Annotated in this window: 13 protein-coding genes and 1 pseudogene; 9 read left to right on the plus strand and 5 right to left on the minus strand. The window is 71.9% G+C overall.

Annotated elements, in window-relative coordinates:
• Window positions 1-92: 92 nt before the first annotated feature.
• From BMY74_RS23975 to BMY74_RS24005, 7 genes are all read left to right on the plus strand, one after another.
• Window positions 93-923 (plus strand): patatin-like phospholipase family protein, encoded by an 831-nt coding sequence (locus BMY74_RS23975; RefSeq protein WP_245786324.1) that lies wholly within the window; start codon window positions 93-95, stop codon window positions 921-923.
• Window positions 924-1,085: 162 nt separating this feature from the next.
• Complete coding sequence (locus tag BMY74_RS23980; RefSeq protein ID WP_089920238.1) at window positions 1,086-2,756, plus strand: glycosyl hydrolase family 8; 1,671 nt, start codon at window positions 1,086-1,088, stop codon at window positions 2,754-2,756.
• A gap of 51 nt (window positions 2,757-2,807) precedes the next feature.
• Window positions 2,808-4,103, plus strand: coding sequence for a serine hydrolase domain-containing protein (locus BMY74_RS23985; RefSeq protein ID WP_089920240.1), 1,296 nt, complete (start codon window positions 2,808-2,810; stop codon window positions 4,101-4,103).
• A 7-nt stretch (window positions 4,104-4,110) separates the two neighbouring features.
• Window positions 4,111-4,803 carry a MerR family transcriptional regulator gene (locus tag BMY74_RS23990; RefSeq protein WP_089919747.1) on the plus strand — a complete coding sequence of 231 codons (693 nt, stop codon included), beginning with the start codon at window positions 4,111-4,113 and terminating at the stop codon, window positions 4,801-4,803.
• A 155-nt stretch (window positions 4,804-4,958) separates the two neighbouring features.
• The gene (locus BMY74_RS23995; protein ID WP_177229893.1) at window positions 4,959-5,843 is read left to right on the plus strand and encodes a DUF5829 family protein; all 885 of its coding nucleotides are present in this window, start codon (window positions 4,959-4,961) and stop codon (window positions 5,841-5,843) included.
• Between the two features lie 29 nt (window positions 5,844-5,872).
• On the plus strand, window positions 5,873-8,512 hold the full coding sequence (locus tag BMY74_RS45190; RefSeq protein WP_245786325.1) for a helix-turn-helix transcriptional regulator: 2,640 nt from the start codon (window positions 5,873-5,875) through the stop codon (window positions 8,510-8,512).
• Window positions 8,513-8,575: 63 nt separating this feature from the next.
• A complete protein-coding gene (locus BMY74_RS24005) occupies window positions 8,576-9,565 on the plus strand; it encodes an alpha/beta fold hydrolase (RefSeq protein ID WP_089919751.1) in 990 nt (329 codons plus the stop codon).
• Here BMY74_RS24005 and BMY74_RS24010 read toward each other — a convergent pair.
• Together BMY74_RS24010 and BMY74_RS24015 are read right to left on the minus strand one after the other, a co-directional pair.
• Window positions 9,552-10,971, minus strand: a pseudogene (locus BMY74_RS24010) (amidohydrolase family protein). The gene BMY74_RS24005 and the pseudogene BMY74_RS24010 sit on opposite strands and share 14 nt — an antisense overlap.
• Window positions 10,972-11,013: 42 nt before the next feature.
• On the minus strand, window positions 11,014-12,069 hold the full coding sequence (locus BMY74_RS24015; protein WP_089919753.1) for a sugar ABC transporter substrate-binding protein: 1,056 nt from the start codon (window positions 12,067-12,069) through the stop codon (window positions 11,014-11,016).
• A gap of 139 nt (window positions 12,070-12,208) precedes the next feature.
• Here BMY74_RS24015 and BMY74_RS24020 point away from each other — a divergent pair, with 139 nt between their 5' ends.
• Window positions 12,209-14,185, plus strand: coding sequence for a putative bifunctional diguanylate cyclase/phosphodiesterase (locus BMY74_RS24020; RefSeq protein WP_089919756.1), 1,977 nt, complete (start codon window positions 12,209-12,211; stop codon window positions 14,183-14,185).
• 55 nt (window positions 14,186-14,240) lie between these two features.
• On the opposite strand, the gene BMY74_RS24025 is transcribed toward BMY74_RS24020, so the two are convergent.
• Together BMY74_RS24025 and BMY74_RS24030 are read right to left on the minus strand one after the other, a co-directional pair.
• Entirely contained in the window at window positions 14,241-15,572 is a 1,332-nt protein-coding gene (locus tag BMY74_RS24025; RefSeq protein WP_089919758.1) for a M28 family peptidase, read from the minus strand.
• Between the two features lie 53 nt (window positions 15,573-15,625).
• Window positions 15,626-16,645, minus strand: coding sequence for a YbaB/EbfC family nucleoid-associated protein (locus tag BMY74_RS24030; RefSeq protein ID WP_089919760.1), 1,020 nt, complete (start codon window positions 16,643-16,645; stop codon window positions 15,626-15,628).
• A 216-nt stretch (window positions 16,646-16,861) separates the two neighbouring features.
• On the opposite strand from BMY74_RS24030, the gene BMY74_RS24035 reads away from it, so the two are divergent.
• Complete coding sequence (locus BMY74_RS24035) at window positions 16,862-17,308, plus strand: GNAT family N-acetyltransferase (protein WP_089919762.1); 447 nt, start codon at window positions 16,862-16,864, stop codon at window positions 17,306-17,308.
• On the opposite strand, the gene BMY74_RS24040 is transcribed toward BMY74_RS24035, so the two are convergent.
• Window positions 17,262-17,570 (minus strand): hypothetical protein, encoded by a 309-nt coding sequence (locus tag BMY74_RS24040; protein WP_089919765.1) that lies wholly within the window; start codon window positions 17,568-17,570, stop codon window positions 17,262-17,264. The genes BMY74_RS24035 and BMY74_RS24040 overlap by 47 nt on opposite strands.
• Between the last annotated feature and the right edge of the window lie 10 nt (window positions 17,571-17,580).

Here is a 17,580-nt window from a genome sequence, read left to right on the forward strand (position 1 = left end):
CGAGCCCGTTGCAGCGCTTCTCGGTTTCGCGGTCAAGGCTACCAACTCCGACCACGGGCCAGGAACTCGTCCCACTCCATAGGATGGTCCTCGTGACAGGACGACGCGCGTTGGTGCTGGGTGGCGGTGGTGTCACCGGAATCGCCTGGGAGACCGGGATTCTGCACGGACTGGCCGAACAGGGGGTCGACCTGAGCGACGCCGACCTGTTCGTCGGGACGTCCGCGGGGTCCGTGGTGGCGACGGAGTTGGCGGGAGGTGCGCCGCTCGCGGACCTCTACGCGGGGCAGTTGCTGCCGCCGGACGGCGAGATCCCGGCCCGTCTCACGCCCTGGATGCTCGTCCGGTACGCGCTTTCCTACGTGATGCCGGGAACCCCGGCGGCCAAGCGGGCGAGGCTCGGGCGGGCGGCTCTGAAGGCCCGCACGCCGTCCGAGGAGTCGCGGCTCGCCGTGTTCGACAGTCGGCTGTCCACCAAGGACTGGCCGGAGCGTCCCCTCAAGGTCACGGCCGTGGACGCCGCGACCGGGAAGTTCGTGGCGTTCGACCGGGACAGCGGGGTGCCCCTCGTGAAGGCGGTCGCGTCGAGTTGCGCGGTGCCGCTGGTGTGGCCGCCGGTCAGCATCAACGGCAGCAGGTACATGGACGGCGGGATGCGGTCCGTGGCGAACGTCGACCTCGCGGCCGGGTACGAGCGGGTCGTGGTGGTCGCGCCGCTGACCAGGTCGGCCAACCTGGCGGCGACCCCGGGCGCGCAGGCCGCGAAGCTCGGGGTGCCGTCGATCGTGATCAGCCCGGACAGCACCGCGCTGGCCGCGATCGGCACGAACCTGCTGGACCCGGCCCGCCGCAAGCCCGCCGCGGAGGCAGGGCGCGTGCAGGCCGCGTCGGTGGCGGAGGCCGTGCGGGAGGTGTGGTCGTAGGTCCTGGCCGGTCGGGCAGGACTCACCGCCGGCCGCCGGTGCCGTAACCGGTTCCGGTCCAGATGACTGGTCCACACCTCTTGTCCGCCGTTGACCACCCGCCTAGGGTCGCCGCCATCCGGCCTTCAGGCAGGTTTGTTAACCAATTGGGTGGAGGTGGTCGTGGACAGACGATCGGTGTGGGCGGCGGTGAGCGCGGCCGGACTCGTGGCTGGTCTCCTGGTGGCGGGGACGACCAGCGCGACGGCCGCGGACCCCCTGGTCTCCCAGGGCAAAGCGGTGACGGCGTCCTCGGTCGAGGGAGCCGGGCTGGAGGCGGCGAAGGCCGTCGACGGCAGCACGACGACCCGGTGGGCGTCCCTGGAGGGGCGCGACCAGGAGTGGATCCGCGTCGACCTTGGCACCTCGCACACCGTCAGCCGGGTGCGCCTGAGCTGGGAGGCCGCGTACGGCAGGGCCTACCGCGTGCAGACCTCCTCCGACGACTCGGCGTGGACGGACGTGTTCTCGACCAGCACCGGTGACGGCGGCGTCGACGACCTGACCGTGTCGGGTTCCGGCAGGTACGTGCGCGTCCTCGGCACCGCTCGCGGCACGGAGTGGGGCTACTCGCTGTGGGAGCTCGAGGTCTACGGCGTGGCGGGCGGCACCCCGCCGACCACGACCACCCCGCCGTCGAACGGCCTCGGCTACGCGTTCGGCAGCCGCAAGACGCCCTACGCGTCCGGTGTGCTGCGCCCGTCCGGCAGCACGTCGACCTTGGACGCGCAGGTCGTGGACTACTACCAGCGCTGGAAGTCCGCGTTCGTGCGCCAGAACTGCGGCAACGGCTGGTCGCAGATCATCTCGCCGGACGCCGACCACCCGTACGTCGCCGAGGCGCAGGGGTACGGCATGGTCGTCGTGGCCACGATGGCCGGCGCCGACCCGGACGCCCGCAGGATCTTCGACGGCCTGGTGAAGTGGAAGATCGACCACCCGTCGTCGATCAACCCGGACCTCCTCGCGGCGGAGCAGGACGTGAACTGCCGCAGCGTCAACGGTGGTGACGGCGCCACCGACGGCGACATGGACGTGGCCTACGGGCTGCTGCTCGCCGACCGCCAGTGGGGCAGCACCGGCACGTACAACTACAAGCAGCTCGCGGTCCGGCACATCAACGCCATCAAGGCGAGCGAGGTCAACCCGCAGACCAACCTGCTCAAGCTGGGCGACTGGTCCAGCGCGGGCGACCAGTACTACTACCTGTCGCGGTCGTCGGACTGGATGGTCGACCACTTCCGGGCGTTCCGGAAGGCGACGGGCGACGGCGCGTGGGACACGATCCGCACCGCGCACCAGAACCTCATCACCACGCTGCAGCAGAACCACGCGCCGTCGACGGGCCTGCTGCCGGACTTCGTGGAGAACACGAACTCCTCGCCGCGCCCGCCCGCCGGGCAGGTGCTGGAGAGCGCCAACGACGGCAAGTACTACTGGAACGCCTGCCGCGTGCCGTGGCGCATCGGCGCGGACGCGGTGACCAGCGGCGACTCCTCGTCGCTCACGGCCGCCCGCAAGCTCAACACGTGGGTCAAGGCCAAGACAGGCGGCAACCCCAACAACATCGCGATCGGCTACCAGCTGAACGGCACGCAGATCTCCGGTGGCAGTGCCGCCGCGTTCTTCGCGCCGTTCGCGGTGGTGGCGGCGACCGATCCGGGCAGCCAGGCGTGGCTGGACGCGTTGTGGAACAAGATGCTGCAGACGCCGGTGGACGGCGGCAGCTACTTCTCCGCGAGCATCCAGCTACAGGTGATGATCACGGTGACCGGCAACCACTGGGTGCCGTAGCCGAAATCCGGGGTTGACCTTGACCCTGGGTCAAGGTTCGAGGCTGTGGTCATGGACAACGACTTCCTCGCCACGACCACAGCCCGCTTCGCCGTCCCCGGTGCCGCCGTCGGCGTCTTCCACGACGGGGAGGAGCGCTTCTTCAGCCACGGCGTCACCAGTCTCGAGAACCCGTTGCCGGTCGACGAGGACACGCTGTTCCTCCTCGGCTCGGTCACCAAGACCTACACCGCCACCGCGATCATGCGCCTGGTCGTCGATGGGCGGGTCGCGCTGGACTCGCCGGTGCGCGAGCACGTGCCGGAGCTGCGGCTGGCGGACGGCCGCGAGTGCACCGTTCGTCAGCTGCTCAACCACACGTCGGGCCTCGACTGGGGCACGATGGTGAGCACCGGTGAGGGCGACGACGCCCTGCGCAGGCACGTCGAGGAGCTCGCCACCCTCAAGCTGGTCGGCGAGGCCGGGGAACGTCCGTCGTACAGCCAGGCGGGCTTCAACCTGGCGGGGCGCATCATCGAGAACGTCACCGGGCAGACCTACGAGCAGGCGATCACGACGTTGCTGCTGGAGCCGCTCGGCCTGCGGAACACGCACTTCGACCGGGACGCCGTGATGACGCGCCGGTTCGCCGTCGGGCACGAGAAGGGGGAGGTCGCGCGGCCGTGGCGGCACTGGCGCGCCAACAACCCCGGCGGCGGCATCGCGGCGTCGGTCGCGGACGTGCTGCGGTGGGCGCGGTTCCACCTGGGGGACAACGGACTCGAGGAGATGCGGCGGCCCACGGCGGTGCTGCGCGGCAGCAACCTCGGTGACGCGATCGGGGTCTGCTGGTTCCTGCGCGAGATCGACGGCGTGCAGACGATCGGGCACGGTGGTTCGTCCAACGGGCAGTTCGCGGAGCTGCTGATCGTGCCGTCGCGGAACTTCGCGGTGGTGTCCGTCGCGAACCAGGGACCGGACGGGATCCCGTTCAACCAGGCGGTGGTGCGCCGGGCGCTGGAGAGCTGCCTCGGTGTGGTGGACCGCGACCCGGAACCGTTGCCGTACAACGCTTCCGCCGCCTCGGAGGTCGCGGGCGGGTACGCGAACGACGCGATGGTGATGACCATCGGCGACACCGGGTCGGGACTGGTGCTGGAGGTGCTGATCCGGCCGGAGATCCGGGAGTCGGCGGAGGTCGAGCTGCCCGCCGACCACGCGCCGTTCCCGATGGGGCTGCTACCGCGCGACGAGTACGTGCTCACGTCCGGTGCCTTCAGCGGGCAGCGCGGGTTCTTCAGCAGGGACGCGTCCGGCGCGGTCGTCGGTGTCGATCTCGCCGGACGGACGTTCGGCCGGGTGCGATGATGCCGCTGTGATCACGATCGGCCAGCTCGCCCGGTACGCCGGCGTGACCGTCAAGGCGGTGCGGCACTACCACAAGGTGGGGCTGCTCGTGGAGCCCGAGCGCGACCACTCCGGCTATCGGCGCTACACCGCCCGGGACGCCGTCGACCTGGTCAAGATCCGCACGCTCGCCGAGGCCGGGGTGCCGCTCGCCCGCGTGAAGGACCTCCTCGTGGCGGGGGAGGAGGAGTTCGCCGCGGCGATCAGCGAGATCGACGAGGCGCTGCGCCGCCGCGAGGAGGAGATCCGGCTGGCACGGGAGCGGGTGGTGCGGTTGCGCGCCGGGAACTCGCTGTTCGTGACGCCCGAGGTCGCCTCCATGCTGGAGACCTTGCGGGACATGGGGGTCAGCGAGCGCGGGGTGCGGGTGGAACACGAGGTCTGGGTGCTGATGCGGACCGTCGCGCCCGACGAGGCCGCGGTGTGGCTCGCGGACAAGGTCGACGCGCTCGCCGACCCCGAGTTCCGGCAGATCTACCTGGCCCACGACGAGGCGTTCGACTACGCGCCCGACGACCCGCGGTTGCCCGCGCTGGCCGCGCGGACGGCCGCGTGGCTCGCGAGGTGCCCGGAGGTGCCCGCGGCGGACCCGGAGATCAGCGCGCTGGCGCTGGAGGCGGCGGGCGCCTCCTCACCGGCGTGGGACGCGTTGCGTCGGTAGTAGGGGCACGGTGGTGACGGCGTGGGCGCCGATCCTGCGGATCGCGCCTGCCGGCGGTGACGGCCTGGAGAACCGTCCACCGTTCGGTGTCGAACACGAAGACCCTTCATCTGACTCGAGTCCCGCTTGAGCGGTCCGCCCTACGATGCGGATCCATGGGGATCCGACCGGTGACGTGCGTGGTCTTGGCCGTGGTTCTGGCGGTGTCGGGTGCGGGTCCGGCCCAGGCGGGAGGGCGGCAGTTGTTGTACTACAACCACGCCTGGGGCACGCTCGACCGCGCCACGGCGGACGCCGTCGCGCACTCACCGTACGTCAGGGACTTCGCGGACTTCGAGGTGCGCACCACCACGGGCGCTGACGGCAAGACCTGGACCGGGCGCTACCTGCGCGGTCGCGAGACCTACCTCGAGATCTTCGGCAACGGGGACGTGCCGGGCTCGGACGGCGAACCCGGATCCGCCGGTCTCGGGCTCTCGACCGAGCACGACGGTGACATCGAGAAGCTCAAGACCCGGCTGCGCGGCGCCGGCGCGCACCCGATCGACTTCCTGCAGACCCGCGACTTCGGCGACGGCAGGCCCGTGCCGTGGTTCGACTCGGTGTACCTGGCCGAGACCTACCAGCGGTTCGGCGCCTGGGCCATGGAGTACCGCGACGAGTACCTCAACGACCCGCGCGGCAAGGTGGGGCCCGCGAAGTTCCCCGGCGACGTCACGCGCGAGCGGTACATGCCGGACGAGTACCGGAACCGGCTGATGCGCGACGTCACGTTCGTCCACCTCGCCATCACCGCCGCCGACATGACCCACACCCTGCCGCTGCTGCGGGCGGGCGGGTTCTCGCTGCGGACCGAGGGCCGCACGGTCGTCGCGACGTGCGGTGGCACCACGCTGCGGATCGACGAGGCCCCGGTCGAGCGGATCGGGCTCAAGCGCGCCGAGTTCGAGCTGAACCGCCCCGTCGACCTCCACGTCGAGCGGCTGGGCACGTCGACGCTGGTCGTGGGGCCGGGCAAGCACGCCGTCTGGACTTTCTGACACCCTGGTCCGCAGGACGGACGAACGGGGTGCCGGTGTCGCTGGTCGGGCGGGATCGTGAGCGGGAACGGCTGACCGCGCTCGCGGAGACGGGCGGTGCGCTGCAGGTCGTCGGCGAGCCCGGCGTCGGCAAGTCGGCGCTGCTGTCCTGCGTGGACGGTCACCGGGTCGTCGGCGTCGAGGCCGAGGCGGAGTTCCCCTACGCCGGACTGCACCAGGTGCTGCACCCGTTCCTGTCCGGTCCCCGGCGTGCGCTCGACGTCGTGTTCGGACTCGCCGACGGCCCCGTGCCGCCGGTCCACCTGGTCGGTCTCGCGGCGCTGGAGGTGCTGACGGAGGCGCGGGCCGTCGTGCTGGTCGACGACGCGCACCGGCTCGACCGGGAGAGCCGGGACGTCCTCGGTTTCGTGGCGCGCCGGCTCACCGCGGGCGCACTGATCGCGACGGCCTCCCGTGCTCTGTTCGCCGGTGTGCCGACGTTGTCCCTGGAGCCCTTGGCGGCCGGTGACGCCGTCGCCGTGCTCGACGCCGTCGCCCCCGGCCTGGACGCCGAACGGCGCTCGTGGGTGCTGGCCCAGGCCGCCGGCAACCCGTTGGCGCTGGTGGAGCTCCCGTTCGGCGGCAACACCCTGGCGGAGACCTTCGCCGCGCGCGTCTCGGCCCTGCCCGCTCCCGTGCGCTCGGCGCTGCTGGTGCTGGCCCTGGGCGGTGCGTCCGGCACGGACCTCGCTCCCGCCGTCGAGGCGAGGCTGGTGAACCGGGACGGCGCGTTCCGGCACCCGCTGATCAGGTCCGCGGTCGTCGGCGCGGCGGGTGCCGGTGAGCTGCGCGAAACCCACCGCCGTCTCGCCTTCGCGACCGGCGAGGCCGACCGCCGCGCGTGGCACCTGGCGGGCGCCGCCACCGGCCCCGACGAGAACGTGGCCTGCCTGCTGGAGAAGACGGCCGACCGCGCGTTGCGGCGAGGTGGTGCGTCGGCGGCGGTGAGCGCGCTGGAACGGTCGGCCGCGCTCGGAGTCCCCGGCGAACGCCCCCGGCGGCTCCTGCGAGCGGCCGAACTCGCCTGCGAGGCGGGCCGCCGCGACGACGTGGAGCGGATCCTGCTGTCCGCGCGCGGCCTGGACCTCGACGACCGCGAGCGGGCGCTCGTGACGTGGCTGCCGACGGCGTTCGACGACGGCGTGGGCGTGGCGGGCGCGGGCGAACTGGTGGGCCTGGCCGAGTCCGTGGTGGCGGGCGGCGACGTCGAGCTCGGAATGCGGATCTTCTGGAGCGTCGCGATGCGCTGCTTCTGGGTGGAGCCGGGGGCGGCCGTGCGGGAGCGGATCGCGGCGGTGGCGCGCAGGCTGCCGATCGAGGCGGGCGACCCGCGCATGCTGGCGATGATGGCGTACGTGTGCCCGGTGCAGCAGGGGGACGCGGTGGTGGCGGGGCTGCGCGCGGCTTGGGGTGGCGGCTCGGCCGGGTCGGGTGGGGCTGACGACTGGGCTGGGCTGCAGGCGGCGTCGGGCGAGGGCGGCTCGGCAGGGTCGGGCGTGGTGGCGGGTGGGGCTGACGGCTCGGCCGGGCCGCCGGCGTCTTCCGGCCTGGCCGGTCCAGCGGGCTTCCCCCGCCCCGACGACCCCGCCACCCTCCGGCTGCTCGGCAGCGCCGCCCTCCAGGTGGGCGCGTTCGCCGACTCCGTCCGGTTCTCCCACGCCGCCCAGCGCGGCTTCCGCGCCGAGGGCCGGTTCGCGCTCCTCGCCCGCGCCCTGGCCGTCGAGGCCTGGAGCCGCACCCGGCTCGGCGACATCGCCGCCGCCGAACCCGTCGCCGCCGAGGCCGTCCGCCTCGCCGAGGAGACCGGCCAGCCCTACATGCACGGCCTGGCGGTCGCCGTGCAGGCCGAGATCGCCGCCCTGCACGGCGACCACGAGCAGTCCTCGCGCCTCGCCGCTACCGCCGAACGCATCGGCCTGGCGGCAGGTGCCCGCCCCGTCCTCGCCACCGTGCAGCTCGCGAGGAGCCTGGCCGCGCTGGGCGAGGGCCGCTACGCCGACGCGTTCGCCGCCGTCCGCCGCGTCCACGACCCCGTCGACCCCGCCTACCAGCTGGCGCTGCGCCGGTACGTGCTGCCCGAACTGGTCGAGGCCGCGACCCGCAGCGGAAACACCGACGAGGCCCGCAAACTCGTCGAGGAACTCGACACCGCCACCAGCTCACCCGCCCTGGCCGCGGGCCTGAGGTACGCGCGGGCACTCCTCGCGCACGACGACGAGGCCGAGGCGCTGTTCGACGTCGCCCTCAACGCCGAAAGCTCGCCCTGGGACCGTGCGCGCGTGCAGCTGGCATTCGGGGCGTGGCTGCGCCGGCAGCGGCGTGCGGCTCAGGCGAGGCCGCACCTGAAGGCGGCCGCGGAGGCGTTCGAGGCGTTCGGGACCAGGGACTGGGCGGAACGGGCGCGCGAGGAGCTGCGGGCGTCGGGTGAGTCCCGAGGTGGCAACGGCGAGCTCACCGAGCACGAACTGACCATCGCGCGGATGGCGGCGGACGGGCTGACCAACAAGGAGATCGGGGAGCGGCTGCACCTGTCGCACCGGACGGTGAGCACGCACCTGCACCGCATCTTCCCGAAGCTGGGCGTGACGGCGCGGGGGGAGCTGAGGGAGGCGCTCGAACCACGTCCATGACGTACCGAGCCACCGTCACCTGACGCTCGCGACCCCCGCCACCCCGCCCCTACCGTCGCCGACATGATCAGCAGGCGACAGTTCTCCCAGGCCCTGGCCGTGGCCGGCCTCGCGACCACCGCGACGACCACCGCGAGCACCGCCCACGCCTCCACCCCCGCCTGGGGCGGGCTCAAGCAGGTCAGGGCCGGCCTGCTCGACGTCGGCTACGCGGAGCTCGGTCCCGCGGACGGTCCCGTCACGATCCTGCTGCACGGCTGGCCGTACGACATCCACAGCTTCGTCGACGTGGCACCGGCCCTGGCCGCGAAGGGCCACCGCGTGCTCATCCCGTACCTCAGGGGCTACGGCCCCACCCGCTTCCTGCACGCGCACACGAAGCGCAACGGCCAGCAGTCCGCCATCGCCGCCGACCTGATCGCGTTCATGGACGCCCTGAAGGTCCGCAAGGCGACCCTGGCGGGGTTCGACTGGGGTGCGCGGACGGCCTGCGTCACGGCGGCGTTGTGGCCGGAGCGGGTGAGGGCGCTCGTGTCGGTCAGCGGCTACCTGGTCGTCAACCTGGAGCAGAACCAGCAACCGCTGTCGCCGCAGGCGGAACTCGGCTGGTGGTACCAGTACTACTTCGCGACGGACCGCGGGGTGAAGGGCTACGAGCAGAACTCCTACGAGTTCAACAAGCTCATCTGGAAGCTCGCCTCGCCGCAGTGGGACTTCGACGAGGCCACGTACGCGCGGAGCGCCACGGCGTGGAAGAACCCCGACCACGTGGCGATCGTCGTCCACAACTACCGCTGGCGCCTGCAGCTCGCGCAGGGCGAGCACCGCTACGACGGGCTCGAGCGCGCGCTGCAGGCCAAGCCGGTGATCAGCGTTCCGGCGATCACCGTCGCGAGCGACTTCGACGGGCCGAACAAGGACGGCGCGGCGTACCGGAAGCAGTTCAGCGGCCGCTACGAGCACCGGGTCCTCGACGGCATCGGGCACAACGTGCCGCAGGAGGCCCCGGTGGCGTTCACCGAGGCCGTCCTCGACGTCGTCAAGGGGGCGTGAGGATCCCGCCGGCCGCCGTGCGGATGCGCAGTGAGGACACCCGCGCGTCCCGCACGATCCGGTCCACGTCGTAGGCCACCAGGCGGCCGCCGCGCTTGACGATCCGGCCGTCCGAGAACACCGTGTCGACGTTGGCCGCGGTCGCCGCCTGCACGAGGGTCGTCTCGACCAACCCGCCCGGTGCGAGGTTGATGTCGTTGGCGCGCACCAGGAGGACGTCCGCGCGCTTGCCGACGGTGATCGACCCGGTGACGTCGCCCAGCCCCAGCGCGGGCGCCGTTCAGCGTCGCCATCCTCAGCACCTCGGCGAAGCCCACCTCGGGCAGACCCGCGGAAGGCGTGCCGGCCCAGGGGATCCCGGTGTTCCAGACGAGCCTCATCGACTCGAACACGTCCGACGGCGCGATCGAGGTGGCGTCCGACGACAGCGACACCGGCACCCCGGCCCTGCGGAACCGCAGCAACGCGTCCCGCGGGTCGCCGGCCGACCCCAGCCGGAACTCCGAGTGCGGGGACCACGAGAACGCGGTCCCGGTCCGCGCCATGACCTCCATGTCGCTGTCCAGCGCCGTGACGTAGTGGCACAACAGGGTTTTCGGCCCGAGCCAGCCCCGCCGCTCGTAGTCCGCCGCGTCCACGATCCGGGGCGGCGACTGGCCCGCGTGGATCGCGACGGGCAGACCGCGCGCCATCACCGCGTCCATGTCCGCGAAGAACGCCGGCTCGTCGCTCTGCGACAGACCGCGCACGCACACACCGAGGCGCACCAACCCGTCGAACGCCGTGCCGCCCGCGAAGTACTGCTGCCGCACGCGATCCACGTCGGAGAAGTCCATCGGTGCGTTCCGCGGCATCTGGTCGACGTGGCCGTAGGAGAACCGTGCACGCAGCAGACCGTCGCGGTGCGCACGCAGTTCGGCGTCGGCATGCGCGGGGGAGCGGGTGTTGTTGGACCAGTTGTGCACCGTCGTGACACCCGCGTTCGCCAGCTCCGCGAGCCCCAGCAGCACGGAACGGTAGACGTCCAAAGGTTCGTACAGCGTGGAAGTGGCGCGCTTCGCGGCGAAGTACGGGAACCCGTCGGCCACGAAGTTGCGGCCCAGCGCGCTCCACAGGTGGAAGTGGGTGTTGACGAAGCCGGGCAGGACGATCATGTCCGAGGCGTCGACGACCTGCGCGCCCCGGGCGTTCAGGTCGCGCCCGATCGCGGCGATCGTGCCGTCGTCGATCAGGACGTCGGCACGCGGTAGGACCCCGAGCGCGGGGTCCACGGTGACGACGGCGCCGTTGCGGATCAGGAAGCGCCGGCGACGGGCGTCCGCGGTCTCGGCGCTCGCGACGCCTCCCGTGGCGGACGCGGCCAGTGCCACACCGAGAGATTTGGTGAGGGTCCGTCGGTTGATCATGCGGCCTCCAGAGGCAGGGGAGTGCCGCCATGCTCACCCGGTTCAGCGCGCCTGGTCCAGTGGCCTCAGGTACTTCATCGCGTTCGCGGTGAGCGCCTCCATCTGCGGCCGCGCCGCCTCCAGCCGGCTCGCCTCGCTCGCCTGGCGGCGGATGACCTCGTCCACGTTGGACGCCTGCACCAGCAGTCCCGGCGCGACGAACCAGCCCTCCGGCAGGCTCCTGCCGCTCTTGGCGTGCTGGGCGAGCATCCACCCGGCCACCGCGCCCTTCAGGAAGTGCTCGGCGGAGATCGTCGCGACGAGGTGGCCGTCCTTGACGCCCCGCAACGCCTTGGGGTCGATGCTGAACGCCCCGGCGAGCCACCGCGCGTTCTTCTCCGCGTGCACGGCGGCGAGGGTGACCGCGTCGACGTCACCGGCGCCCAGCAACGCGAGGGCGTCCTGGTTCGCGTCGGCCAGCCGCCGCCACGTCGCGAGGTTCGCCGCCTCGTCGCGGCCGGTGTCGAGCGGGCCGATCACCTGCAGCTTCGGCAACCGCTCGGCGAGGCGGGCGCGCATCCCGAGCACGCGCTGGTCGAGCGCGGGCATGGCGGGGGAGTTGCTGCCGATCACGACCTTGCCCGCGGCGTCCGGCGGCAACCGGTCGGCCGTCGCGTCCGCGAGCAGCGCGCCCAGTTCGAAGCCGTCGTTCTCGATCATGAGCTTCACGCCGCTGCCCGGAGCGACCTGACCGCCCGCCACCGCCATCACCGGGACGCCCTGCTCGACCACCCGCGCCATCGGCTCGGCCACGAGCTCCGGCGCGACCGCCGACACCCCGATGCCGCCCTTGGCGCGCGTGGCGAGGTCCTCGAGCAGTTCGACCTGCTTGAGGCCGTCGTGCGTGTTCGGTCCGGTGACCTCCGCGGTGACACCTCCCGCGATCGCCGCGCCGGCGCGGAACCCCTCGCTCATCTCCTTCGAGAAGTCGCGGCTGTTGTTCTGCGCCAGGAACCCGATTGTGGGCGGGTCATCGGACGTCTCGGTGGTCCCGCAGCCCGTCACCCCCGTCACCGCGAGCAAAACCGCAGGCAGGACGGCACGGACGGTGCGGACCATGAACGAGCCCCATCAGTTGGTCGTGGAAAGCCGACAAGGCTAGTGCACATCGGACCGTGGTGTCGGCTTGCGCGGAATCCTTTGGCTGCGTACCAATAGCACCTTCCCCCGAAGCGATGTCCACGTGAGGCGCCCGTAGATGCTGTCCAACTGGGTCGAAGCCCGGACGACCGTGCAGACGACCGTCGTCAGCCTGACGGTCGGCCTCGCCGCGTTGGCCGGCCTCGCGCTGTGGACGAGCCTCAGCATGCAACAAGCCGCAACGCACCTGCACGAGCTCAACGAGATGAGCGACCACTGGGGTCTCGTCGTCCAGAACGTCGACGTGGCCGACCACGCCCTCACCGACTACGTCCGGTCCGGGACGAAGGTGATGCGCGAGCCCGTCGCGAACGCCGCCGGTGCCGCCGACGAGAGCCTGCGCTGGTTGCGGGACAACGGTGGTCCCGCCGACGTCCGCGCCGCCACGATCGTGGGCGACCTCTACCGCGACTACAGCGGTCTGCTGCGCGAGACGGTCGCGGCGGGGGACCGCGACGACCCCACGACGTCGTTGCAGAAGGCGTACCAGGCCGAACTGACGCTGGTGTCGTTGCGCAAACAACTGTCCACCGTCGTGCAGCTCAACCGCCTGGAGACGACCGAGTACCTGCGCGCCGCGGAAGTGCGCAACGGCAACCTCCGCCTCGCCGCCCTGATCGCGTTCGCCGTCGACCTGGGACTGGTCGCGCTGTGCGGCGTGGTCCTGCTCGGCCACCGCCGCCAGATCCTGCGCCAGGCCGCCAGGAGCGAGCACGAGGCGCTGCACGACGCGCTGACCGGTCTCGCCAACCGCACGTTGCTCACCCAGCACACCGAGCAGGCCATCCGCCGCAGCAACCAGACCGGCGACCCGCTCGGCCTGTTCCTGATCGACCTCAACCGCTTCAAGCCGATCAACGACACCCTCGGCCACGCGTTCGGCGACAAGCTGCTGCAACTCGTCGCCAACCGGCTGACCGGCGCCGTCCGCGAGATCGACACGGTGGCGAGGCTCGGCGGCGACGAGTTCGCGGTCCTGCTGCCGTCGGTGTGCACGTCGGCGAACGCCCTGGTCGTCGCCGAACGCGTGCACCGCGCGCTGGCCGAGGCCGCCACCGTCGACGGGCTCGAGGTCGACGTCGGCTGCAGCATCGGCGTGGCGCTGTACCCGACCGACTCGGCCGACGCGCACGAACTGCTCAAGCACGCCGACCTCGCCATGTACGCGGCCAAGCGCGCCCGGCTCGGCACGTCCGTCTACGAGGCGGTCCTCGACCAGCACAGCGCCGCCCAGCTGACCGTGATCAGCGACCTGCGGCGCGCCCTCGACCAGAGCGAGCTCGTCCTGCACTACCAGCCGAAGGCCGACCTGCGCACCGGCGAGGTCTGCGGCGCCGAGGTCCTGTGCCGCTGGCAGCACCCGCGCGACGGCCTGCTGGGACCGGACAGGTTCATCCCGGCCGCCGAGGAGACCGGCCTGATCGAACCGCTCACGCAGTACGTGCTCGACCACGCGCTGGCCCAGTGCCGCACGTGGCACCTCACCGGCTGGGACGTCCCGGTCTCGGTCAACGTCGGCGCCCAGTGCCTGCACGACAGGACGTTCCCCGACCAGGTAGCCGCACTGCTCGAGCACCACGGCCGCCCTGTGGACGTGCTGACGCTCGAGATCACCGAGAGCGCGATCATCGCCGACCCGCACCGCGCGTGCGACGTGCTGACGCGGCTGCGGGAACTCGGCGTGCGGCTGTCGATCGACGACTTCGGCACCGGCTACTCGTCCATCGCCTACCTGCGCACGATGCCGGTGCACGAGATGAAGATCGACCGCTCGTTCACGACGAACATGCGCACGGACGCCTCCAGCGGCGCGATCACCCGCTCGTTGCTGGGACTCGCGCACAACCTGGAGCTGGAGGTCGTGGCCGAGGGCGTCGAGGACGAGGAGACGTGGTCCGTCCTCGCCGCCCTGGGGTGCGACATCGTGCAGGGGTACTGCCTGAGCAAGCCGCTGCCGGCGGACGAGTTCGGGACGTGGCTGCGGGACAGGGTGCCGAACGGGGTGTCGAACGGGGTGGGAGCGCCGGCTCCGTGAAGGGCGGGCCGGGGACACGCCGCCCCGACCCGCAATCCCGGCCCGGCCCGCCGCCCTACCGTTGCGTCGCCAGCCGGTACGCCGCCGCCCCGATCAGCTCCAGCGACACCTGCAACCTCTCCGGGCTGATGTTGTCCCGGATCGTGTCCTCCGGCGTGTGGTAGATCGGCTCCAGCTGCGCCGGCCCGCCCTCCCCGCGCCAGCTGAAGTTGGCCGACGCCATGCCCTTCTCGTGGAACGGCACGTGGTCGCTCGACCCGCGCGCCACGGGCCCGTGCACCCGCGGGTCGTAGCCGAGCCGTTGCGCGGCGGCGCGGACCGCGGCCGTCGTCGCGTTGTCGGCGCCGTCGACGGACAGCAGCCAGTACGCCGTCGCCGGGTCGTGGCTGGTGGCGACCATGTCGTTCTGGAACACGCCCTTGATCCGCGCGATCTCTTCCGGCGGGAGTTGCGAGACGTAGTGCCGCGACCCGAGCAGGCCCTGTTCCTCCGAGCCCCACAGCGCGAACCGCAACGCCTTGTGCGTCGGCAGGTGGCGCAGCACGCGCGCGAGTTCCAGGGCCAGCACCGTGCCGCTGCCGTCGTCGTTGGCGCCCGGCGAGCCCGGCACGGTGTCGTAGTGCGCGGTGACCATCACGACCCCGTTGTCGCGCCACGGGAACGTCGCCGGGCGGTCCGCGATCACGTTGTAGGACGTCAGGTTCGGGTGGTGGACCGTGCTGATCGTCAGCTCGCCGGTGCCCTGGGCGCGCAGCTTCTCGGTGTGCACCTGGGCCAGGCCGATCACGGGCACGGCGACGTCGCGGTCGAGGGTGGGGGAGAAGGCGCTGGACTTGCTCGCCGTGGCGGAGATCCGGCCGAGGACGACCGCCACGGCACCGCGCTCGATCGCCGCGTGCGTGGGGGCGGAGCCGGTCGGGGCGTTGACGTAGAACGCGATCTTGCCGGTCAGGTCCGGCAGCTGGCCGTCGACGACCTCGACGAACGGGGCCTTGACCGTCACACCGAGCTTGCCGAAGCGGGACGCGCCCGCCTGCCACGTGCCGTTGACTTCGGCGAGGTACTTGTCCGGCACGGTGAACGGCTGCGTCGTCACCTGGCACCGCAACGCCTTCAGCTCGCGCACCAGGAAGTCGCGCGCCCGGTGCTCGGACGCGGTGCCACCGATGCGCGGACCGATCCGCTCGCTCAGGACTTTGAGGTGCTCGAGCGCCTTGCGCGCCCGAACCCTTGCCGCCACGGGGAAGTCGCCGAGGTCCAGGTCCGGCAGGTGCGAGGCGCCGGGCCGCTGGTCTCCTGCCGCCAGTGCGCTCGCGGGGTTGGCCACCACGGCGGCCACTCCGGCCGCCGCCGCGAAGAAGTCACGTCTGCGCAAGTCGTCCCCCATCTCCCGAAGTCCTGAGGCGAACGTAGGCAGGGCGGCGGGCGCGCGACAACCGACTAGTGGCTGGCTTTCACCCTGTGGTCGTCGGAGTGTTCGAGGACGAGGTCCTGCACCTGCCTGCGCGCGTGTGCCCGCGCTTTCTGCACACAGGCCATCAGTTGTGCCGCGAGCACTTCGGGGGCGAGCTCGCGGACCTCCGGGCTCAGCGCGATGCCGGTCGTGAGGCCGTTCGAGTCCACCGTGACGCTGACGCCGCCGCGGGTGGCCTCGCCGGTGACCGCCGCGAGCAGCGTGACGAGGTCGAGGTAGCGGCGCTGCTCGCGTTCGGCGGCCGCGTCCCTGCGCTCCTCCCACCACGCGATCCGGCGGCGCAGCAAGGCCTGCGTGGCCGCCGGGTCGGACACCGGGACCGTCCACGAACCGGACGCCGTGTGCAGTGCGATCGCTTGCGCGTGGGCCGTGACGCGGAGGATTCGCGCGAACGAGACCCCGGCGTCGACCCGGGACCTGTGCCGCGTGGTCCAGTCGACGCGGTCGGTGCCGATCACCAGACGCGTGCCGCCGTCCGCCAGCACCAGGGGGAACGCCGTCGAGCCGAGTTCCAGGACGGGCGAGGAGAGCAGCGAGCGGTGGGCCAGCCGGGCGAGTGCGCTCGCCGACCCCGCGCCGAGCACCCCGGCCGCGCACAACGCCTTCACCGCGATCGCCGCGCCCGGACTGAGCCGCAGCGCGATGCCCGATCCCGGCAGCACACCGAGCACGAGCTGCGCGCCCGTCATCAACGTCGTCGCGGGCAGCCAGGAGTGCGGGTCGCTCAACCCGTTGCGGCGCAACCACGTCAGCAGAGCCCACGCGCACGCCGCCGCGGCCACGGCCGGGATCGCCGACCACCACGGCATGACCTGCTGCCCGGCGGAGGTCATCCCGGCGAGCACGACGCAGACGATCCCGATCGCGACGGGCAGCACACCGGCGGAGAGGAGCAGCAACGTCCTGGTGCGGCGCCAGCGCGAGGCCAGCGCGTGCACGACCTGCGGATCGTTGATCAGAGGGATGGCGTGGGGGATGAGAGTCATTTCGGGCGCCCCTCGTCAGCTCTCCGCTCATCACGTGGTTGTGACGTGCGGGCCGACCAGACTTCCCGGCTCACCTGCCCGTAAATATGCCGTAAATGTCCAGATCAGGCAAGCCTTGTCCACTGTGGACGGCACGAGCGCGGGCCGTGGACGACCGCCGATCCGTTGTGGCGAAATGCTTTCGCGCGAATCGAACGAACTTGGTTCAATGCGGCGGTGATCTCGTACAGCACCGATCTCAGCGACCTGACCGAGGCCGACCTGGCCGGGTTCTTCGTCGGCTGGCCCAAGCCTCCGACACCCGCACAGCACCTCGCCGTGCTGCGCGGGAGCTACCGCGTGGTGATCGCCCGCTCGGACGGCGAGGTCGCCGGCTTCGTGAACATGATCAGCGACGGCGTGCTGACCGCGTTCATCCCGTGGCTGGAGGTGCGGCCGTCGTTCCAGGGACAGGGCGTCGGCACCGAGCTGATGCGCCGGATCGTGGCCGAGGCCGGGCACATGTACTCGATCGACCTCGCGTGCGACGACGAGCTGCGGCCGTTCTACGAACGCCTCGGCATGATCGCGTTCACGGGGATGGGGCTGCGCAACCGCGACGCGATCCAGACGCGGTCTAGATGCCTTCGAGGTCCAGGGTCTGCTGGTGCGGGCCGCCGGTGAACGAGCTCGTGAGCAGACCGGCGGAACGGCACCGCCCGCACGTCACCGGGGAGGTCGTCGCCTTGAACCGGGTGAAGTCCCAGCTGCCCGTGCCGACGTGGCAGCCCGGTCCGGGCACCTCCAGCCCGAGCCAGCCCTGCAACCGCACGGCGTGCACGACGTCGGACCCGTCGAGGTACCCGTTGAGCCGCCCGGCGAACCGGTTGCGCGCTTCCGCCGCGGGCGCGCTCAGTGCCTCCTGCAAGACCGAGATGCCGTTCATGGACCCGATT

This window comes from Lentzea albida (genome assembly GCF_900111005.1).
Lineage (GTDB): Bacteria > Actinomycetota > Actinomycetes > Mycobacteriales > Pseudonocardiaceae > Lentzea > Lentzea albida.